Source organism: Nostoc sp. CALU 1950 (genome assembly GCF_051172895.1).
Classification (GTDB): Bacteria; Cyanobacteriota; Cyanobacteriia; order Cyanobacteriales; family Nostocaceae; genus Nostoc; species Nostoc edaphicum_A.
The window spans coordinates 1-6,923 of the sequence record NZ_JBDNJQ010000263.1 but is presented as its reverse complement, the minus strand read 5'-3'; the positions used below and the strand labels follow the sequence as shown (position 1 = coordinate 6,923).

General features: G+C 42.2%; 7 protein-coding genes. 5 read left to right on the top strand and 2 right to left on the bottom strand.

Going from position 1 to position 6,923, the window contains the following annotated elements; genetic code table 11:
- Positions 1-776 precede the first annotated feature (776 nt).
- The 5 genes from ABF638_RS36210 to ABF638_RS36190 all read left to right on the top strand — a co-directional run bounded on the left by ABF638_RS36210 (position 777) and on the right by ABF638_RS36190 (position 3,520).
- A complete protein-coding gene (locus ABF638_RS36210) occupies positions 777-962 on the top strand; it encodes a hypothetical protein (RefSeq protein ID WP_435027591.1) in 186 nt (61 codons plus the stop codon).
- 383 nt (positions 963-1,345) lie between these two features.
- A complete protein-coding gene (locus tag ABF638_RS36205; RefSeq protein WP_069069694.1) occupies positions 1,346-1,858 on the top strand; it encodes an inorganic diphosphatase in 513 nt (170 codons plus the stop codon).
- A 113-nt stretch (positions 1,859-1,971) separates the two neighbouring features.
- Positions 1,972-2,355: an aspartate 1-decarboxylase gene (gene panD, locus ABF638_RS36200; protein ID WP_181932051.1), complete on the top strand. Its 384-nt coding sequence runs from the start codon at positions 1,972-1,974 to the stop codon at positions 2,353-2,355.
- 11 nt (positions 2,356-2,366) lie between these two features.
- Complete coding sequence (locus tag ABF638_RS36195; RefSeq protein WP_435027590.1) at positions 2,367-3,269, top strand: MBL fold metallo-hydrolase; 903 nt, start codon at positions 2,367-2,369, stop codon at positions 3,267-3,269.
- 29 nt (positions 3,270-3,298) lie between these two features.
- A complete protein-coding gene (locus tag ABF638_RS36190) occupies positions 3,299-3,520 on the top strand; it encodes a hypothetical protein (RefSeq protein WP_435027589.1) in 222 nt (73 codons plus the stop codon).
- Positions 3,521-3,707: 187 nt separating this feature from the next.
- On the opposite strand, the gene ABF638_RS36185 is transcribed toward ABF638_RS36190, so the two are convergent.
- Positions 3,708-4,922, bottom strand: a complete 1,215-nt coding sequence (locus tag ABF638_RS36185) for an HhoA/HhoB/HtrA family serine endopeptidase (RefSeq protein WP_435027588.1) — start codon at positions 4,920-4,922, stop codon at positions 3,708-3,710.
- 288 nt (positions 4,923-5,210) lie between these two features.
- On the bottom strand, positions 5,211-6,533 hold the full coding sequence (locus ABF638_RS36180) for a D-alanyl-D-alanine carboxypeptidase (RefSeq protein WP_435027587.1): 1,323 nt from the start codon (positions 6,531-6,533) through the stop codon (positions 5,211-5,213).
- Positions 6,534-6,923 lie beyond the last annotated feature (390 nt).

The window sequence follows — 6,923 nt, the reverse complement described above, 5'->3', positions numbered from 1 at the left end:
ACCCACTTCAGTTCGACGATCTTGTTACAGAATATTAAGTCGCACATCGCGTTAAGTATTTTTTTCAGATATGAGCAAAGTTTGACATAACCATCTACGCTATTTTCTCAAAACATTTTTTACTCTACCTATATATAGATTGACAAAAATACTGTGATATTAAATAGATTTGAAACTTTAGATTCTTAAATATTTGTTTAGTGATATCACTGAATATATGCTGCCTAATATTGATGTATCTGTATTTATTCGGTGGCTATCATTGGTTATAAAAATCATTCCTACCCATTTATTCTGTGGTGTCAGATATTTTTATGTATAACTACCGCATAACAATCAAAAGTACTGCTTGTCTATCAGTGCTTTCGCGGTTTTGTGTCCTGTATCACAAATTAGCAATTCCAGTAAAATGACCTTATCAAAGGCATTGTAGGATGTTATAATGATGAAGTATCGGACAAATATGTTTTGCTAATTAATCTTTAAACAGCGAAAAAATGTAATTTATGATGCTGTCAAAGTTGGTTTTGCGTATGCAAACCGTTACACCATACAGGGAAACATCTGAAAATATTAATTACAAAATAAAACATGATTTGTTTAGTTGTAAGTTTGTATTAAGAAGTCCATGTATAAAAATGCTATTATGACAGTTCTAGAACTGGTTTAAGTTGTAGAATGCTACACATTTTACAGTTTAAAAATAGCTAAAATGGAATCGAGACTCTCAATCAGAGAGTAGACCTACACAGTGTTACGAAGAACTTCAATTTTGTATGAATTCAAATAGCCAGTCTGCCAATGCCGATACATATTCCCAACGTTTGGCAGACATTGTGGGAACTGCGATCGCTCTGTTGACTCTTATCCTACCTGTATTTGTCATCGCCCACTATTCTTCAACTGATGTCCAAAATAACCAGCAACCCCTGATCCAAAACCTACAAGGCAGTAAAGATTGATAAAGCTTCCCACTAGTATTCCACCAGTAGGAGAGCTACAAAAAGAAGAAAACTGATTTTGAGACAACCTCTGTAGATGTAAATGTTGTTCATCAGGAATAAGTTGAATCTGTATTGTGTTACCCCAGATTTCAGTTGTCTTGACAGAATAGGGGCAGAAATCCCTCCAACAGCAATCAAGGGCAGAGGATATCCATAATACCCTCTTGGAAAAAGCGTTACGAGTAAACTTCGTAACGCTTTTTCCATTTTTTGGATGGGAAAGGCAATGCGTGCCGTGGAATGAATACCTTGGGAAGAGATCCATATTGCCTTAAAATTCTACACGGGGAGCGAAGCTGACTGAGTGCCCCCATGATTCACTGTTATCAGAGGAGTTTTTTGTGGATTTATCTCGTATTCCTGCCCAACCGAAACCGGGTCTAATCAACGTTTTGATCGAAATTGCTGGCGGAAGTAAAAATAAATACGAATACGACAAGGAACTAGAAGCTTTTGCTTTAGACCGAGTACTTTATTCCTCGGTAAAGTATCCTTATGATTACGGCTTTGTACCCAATACTTTGGCTGATGATGGCGATCCCCTAGATGGTATGGTCATAATTGATGAGCCGACCTTTCCAGGTTGTGTTATTGCTGCACGACCGATTGGCTTTTTGGAGATGATTGACGGTGGCGATCGCGATGAGAAAATCCTTTGTGTTCCTGACAAAGATCCACGCTACACTCAGGTAAAATCCTTGAAAGACGTAGCGCCACACCGCTTAGATGAAATTGCTGAATTTTTCCGTAGTTATAAAAATTTGGAAAAAAAGGTGACTGAAATTCTTGGTTGGCAAGATGTGGATAAGGTTGCAGCTTTAGTAGAAAAATCCGTCAAAGCTTATAGAGGATAATAGAGGAGTTAGGAGTTAGGAGTTAAGATTTATGAATTTTTATTCCTAACTCCTCACTTTGATAACTTTCGCTTGTTACGGATCGCAAAAACTGCCACCAACCCTAAACCAAAATGCAGCGTACTCTCCTTTTGGCAAAAATTCATAACTGCACCCTCACAGGGGCGAATATCAACTATGTGGGTAGTATCAGCATCGATGAAATGCTTTTGGAAAAAGCTGGTATCTTACCCTACGAGCAGGTGCAAGTAGTTAATAATGCCAACGGTCAGCGCTTTATTACTTATGCGATCCCGGCTCCAGCCCATTCAGGAATAATTGAGTTAAATGGGGGGGCAGCACGTCTAGGCATTATTGGCGATCGCTTGATTATAATGACTTACGGGCAGTTCACTCCAGAAGAGTTAAAAAGTTACTCTCCTACGGTAGTCATTGTGGACGAAAAAAACAGGCTGTTGGAAGTACGGCGCTACGATGACCTGCTCAGTAAGGTCTAATTTCAAGAAAAATGTCAAATTTTGAGTTGTCGGGTTCCCAAAGCTACATACCTGAAAAGTCAGCTACCCTGCCAAGCAGTCCATCAGGTGAATTTCTCGTGCAATTCTGGGGTGTGAGAGGTTTGATTCCCACTCCAAGTAGCAACACCAATCGTTATGGCGGTAATACCGCTTGTCTAGAAATGCAGGTCGCTGGGAAACGCTTGATTTTTGATGGCGGTACTGGCTTACGTATACTAGGTAAAACTTGGCAAGAACTACAACAGCCACTAGAAGCCCATTTATTTTTTACCAACTGCCAATCAAATCGTATTCAAGGGTTTCCCTTTTTTGCTCCAGCATTTATTGTAGAAAATTGTTTTCACATTTATGGCACAGCTGCCTCAAATGGAGCCTCAATCAAACAATGTCTGTACGATCAGATGCTCCAGCCACACTTTCCTTACCCTTTACAGGTAATGCAGTCGGAATTGCAGTTTTATAATCTCACTCCAGACAGTGAGGTGAAGTTAGATGCTGTCACCATTACAACTGCATTAATTAATCAAACTCAGCGGTCAGTTGGCTACCGAGTTACTTGGCAAGAGTATAGTGTTGCTTACATCACGGATTTGCACCAGAATGCTGATCAAGTGGAGCAAGAGCGGATTTTAGAGTTTATTAAAGGCGTTGATTTGCTGATTGCCAATGCCACTTACACTCCCCCTACGTCTCACAACCATGACTCTGCTGATTTACTCTGGCAAGCTGCGGTGAATACAGCTCTTAGTGCTGGCGTCCAAAGTTTAGCAATTTCTCATCATCACCCAGATGATCATGATGATTTTCTTGACCAGGTTCAGATCGATATTAAATCTGCTTTTCCTCAGGCAATACTAGCCCATGAAGGTCTGGTATTAAGTGTTGGTAAGTAATTTAGACTTCTTAACATTTTGAAATCGTTATGAGTACTCTCGATCAAGTGCTAGAAGACGCTTTGCAACTTTCCTCCGAACAGCAAGAAATGCTGATCAAGATTTTACAAAATCGTCACCACGAAAACCGTCGTGCAGAAATAGCTATAGATGCCCAACAAACCCTAGCTGATTTCCACGCAGGTAAATTTCGGCATCAGTCAGCCCAAGATGTTATTGCAGAATTACGCCAGTCATTGGTGTCAACTTAAGCTTTGGCGAATGGAATAGAGCCTCCGGCACGCTGACGCGAACGCAGCTATACAGGCAAAGTCCGCCTGCGCGGACTAAAGTCAAATCAAGGTTTTGAAACCCACGGACGTGGGTTTTGTTTGTGTCTACGCGGTTTCTAACCGCCCGTTTTGCTATTCCACACAATTAAAATAGGCTATATTGCCCCTACGACGCGTTTTGCAACTCAGCTGTGCGGACTGAAAGCTGCTGTGTCTGATTACCCCGTTGCACTTTCACCTGTAATACTTGACCAAGGCGACTGTCTTCTACAACATTCTGCAATTGTTCAGCACTGGTAATTGCTTTACCATCAACTTGCAGAATTACATCCCCGCGCCGGATACCCGCAGATGCAGCTGGAGAATTTGGAACAACTCGCATGACAAAAACACCATTAATTTCTGGTATTTGAATCGGAGAGTTGGGATCGGTATTATTTTGCTTGGCAAGATCCGGTGTCAAAGTTAGCATTTGCACACCTAAATAGGGGTGAGCAACTTTACCATCACGTTGCAGTTGCGCTGCGATCGCTTTGGCTTTATCAATAGGAATCGCAAACCCAATACCCATCGCGTCAGGACGAATGGCTGTGTTAATGCCAATCACTTCACCTTGACCATTTAATAGTGGCCCGCCAGAGTTACCAGGGTTAATGGCGGCGTCTGTCTGAATGAAGTCCAAGCGTTTATCACTAATGCCGACTTGGGCGCTGGAACGTTTGAGAGTACTGACAATTCCCAAAGTAACGGTGTTATCAAATCCTAAAGGATTACCAACTGCGATCGCCCAGTCTCCTACCTGTACATTAGTGGATGAACCCAAGGGTGCTACTGGTAAATCATTACCAGCGTTAATCTTGACTACTGCCAAATCTGTGACTTCATCAATACCTTGAACTTTCCCTTCAAAGGTGCGACCATCTTTGAGTCGGACTGTTACCTTATCAGCCTTATCGACCACATGAGCATTGGTCAAAACTAAGCCGCTCTTGTCAATAATGAAACCTGAGCCTAAACCGCGTAACTGCTCAGAAGGCATCTGTTGAGAGAAACCGTCACCAAAGAACCGACGGAAAAATGGGTCTTCTAGAAATGGATCAACGCGACGAGTAATTGTCCGCTCAGTATCAATTCGGACAACTGCTGTGCCCACTCGATTCACTGCTGCTGTGACAAAGCTGGTGCTATTTATGGCAGCCGTGGCTGGTGATTGGCGTTGGGCAATGATTTCTGAACTATCTCCAGCAGTGACTATAGGTGCTGGTTCAGCTTGGGATGGTAACACCTGCAATGTGCTAACCGTGAGCAAAACTCCTAGCGCGATCGCTAAAACATGACTACTGAGTTGACGTAAAGACCGAGATAATTTGGGAAATCGCATAATCACAACCTAATTTATAAGCCTAATTGTTGCTTAGTCGTGACAAATCTATTTACAGTTATTTTTACAAAATTGACGTTGGCTTTTGAGTTCAAGTTTCTCCTGCTCTTTCCACTACTGGGTTAGGGCATTTTACGAACTATCTGTAATCAACTTAATGGAAAATCTAACCCAAAAGCTATTATGGACATTCACCCTTTACAAGTTCGGTTTTCACCCATCAATAAAACTTTTGGATTGCGAATCAGACTGTCTCACTCTCTGTTTGAACGGTGGATTATGGATGAACTAACTTTTGTTCAAGATTTCATTCCGACTGGCTGCACCTAGCTGAGGTAAAGAGTTGATGGCTGAGTGAGGAGTGAGAGTAGCGGGAACAGTTGGAGGGATTTGTAATTGTTGGACAACACTTTGCAGTAATTGGTCTTGTCCAGTCCGCAAACCCCAGAGATTTGTACCACGATTGATAATAGCAAACCAAACCAAACCGCGATCGCGTGTGGGCATCACTCCCGCTAAAGCGCTCACATCGCGGAGAGTACCAGTTTTGATCACAGTTGCTGGCGGAATGTGTCTGGCGTGCAGTGTTCCCCGGCGATCAAACCCAGACATGGGGAACAAGTCAGCCAAATTCAGTTGATGGGTGGTTGCTTCCCTTTGAATAGCCATCAACATTGCACAAGCAGCCCTGGGGGAAATGCGATTTTCCTGGCCTAGTCCGGAACCATTGATTAACTGAATTTCCACTTGTGGCACCCTAGCAAGGCTAGCAGCGGTTGATTGGACTACACTTGCTCCTCCCACTGACTCTGCCAGCATCTCTGCCATATCGTTGTTACTGTAAACGTTCATTTCTTTGATTAGTTGCTTCAAGGGTAATGAGCGATGACGTAGTAACAAAGTTTGTTGAGCATTGGGTTGCATCGCAACTTTCACCGCACCAGCAATCACGACTTCAGGCTTGGGTGTTCCCTTGGGCATGATTGAGTGTATATAAACAGCAGGGCGTCCCCAAGTCGCACGATTTAGTGTTTGCTTGAGTATTAGACCGGCTAGCATCGGCTGACGTTGGAAATTCATGGCAAAATTGCCAGTAATGATCAAATTTCCCTTTACCTGCTTGATCCCCATTTTATTGAGAGTATTACCAAGAGCGATCGCTTCTTCCCAAACAAACAAAGGATCGCCACCACCAGTAATCACCAAATCGCCCTGTACAACCCCTTTCACCACTGGCCCAGTGACACTTACTAAAGTATCAAATTGGTGATCTGGCCCCCAAGCTTTCAACGCAACTAGTGAAGTGGCAATTTTAGTTAAAGACGCAGCGGGCAGAGGTGTTGTACCTTGGTGATTTGCCATCAGCATCGGCCCTGACTGCATCCAAATTCCCTGACTCTCAGCTAGATTTTGGGCGACTAGTTTTGATGTTATGAGCTTTTTCAGATATTCCTGCACCTTAGTCGCCCCAGTTGGATTGGGATCAGGGGCAAGAACTAAGCCAGGACTACTTTGCCAAGTCAAAGCATCTAAGGCATCTAGAGGTTTGATTTGTACCCCGGCCATTTCCAGCCAAAGCGACACCAAACCTGAACCCAATAATTCCAGCATCTTTTATTCCTCTATTAGGATTTAAGTTTCCTGTGCTAATATACAAGTTTTTTTACGCTAATCAGTATTGAGTCATAATAGCTGGTGTTTTTATCATCTGTAAGTAGGGTGAATAATATTGTTTTTGTGGCTCCTTTGACAATGCCAAAATGCCCATTGCTTATGAAGATAGCCTAATGAGAATAAAAAATCTCTAGCTGAGACAATGAGATGAATTAATTATGGTAAAAATGTATATCAAGGTATGAAGCGATCGCATCTCATCAAAATAATTCGTAATTCGTAATTCGTAATTGAATTAGGAATATGGATTAAATAAGATCCAGAATTATCATACCTGTGGCTTGGCAGTATAATTCCATTGGGGCAAATAATCATCAAACACAATTT

What these genes read in the sequence shown, in the direction of transcription:
- ABF638_RS36210 (WP_435027591.1), top strand. Translation starts at nt 777, where the DNA reads ATGAATTCAAATAGCCAGTCTGCCAATGCCGATACATATTCCCAACGT.
- panD (WP_181932051.1), top strand. Translation starts at nt 1,972, where the DNA reads ATGCAGCGTACTCTCCTTTTGGCAAAAATTCATAACTGCACCCTCACA.
- ABF638_RS36195 (WP_435027590.1), top strand. Translation starts at nt 2,367, where the DNA reads ATGTCAAATTTTGAGTTGTCGGGTTCCCAAAGCTACATACCTGAAAAG.
- ABF638_RS36190 (WP_435027589.1), top strand. Translation starts at nt 3,299, where the DNA reads ATGAGTACTCTCGATCAAGTGCTAGAAGACGCTTTGCAACTTTCCTCC.
- ABF638_RS36185 (WP_435027588.1), bottom strand. Translation starts at nt 4,922, where the DNA reads ATGCGATTTCCCAAATTATCTCGGTCTTTACGTCAACTCAGTAGTCAT.
- ABF638_RS36180 (WP_435027587.1), bottom strand. Translation starts at nt 6,533, where the DNA reads ATGCTGGAATTATTGGGTTCAGGTTTGGTGTCGCTTTGGCTGGAAATG.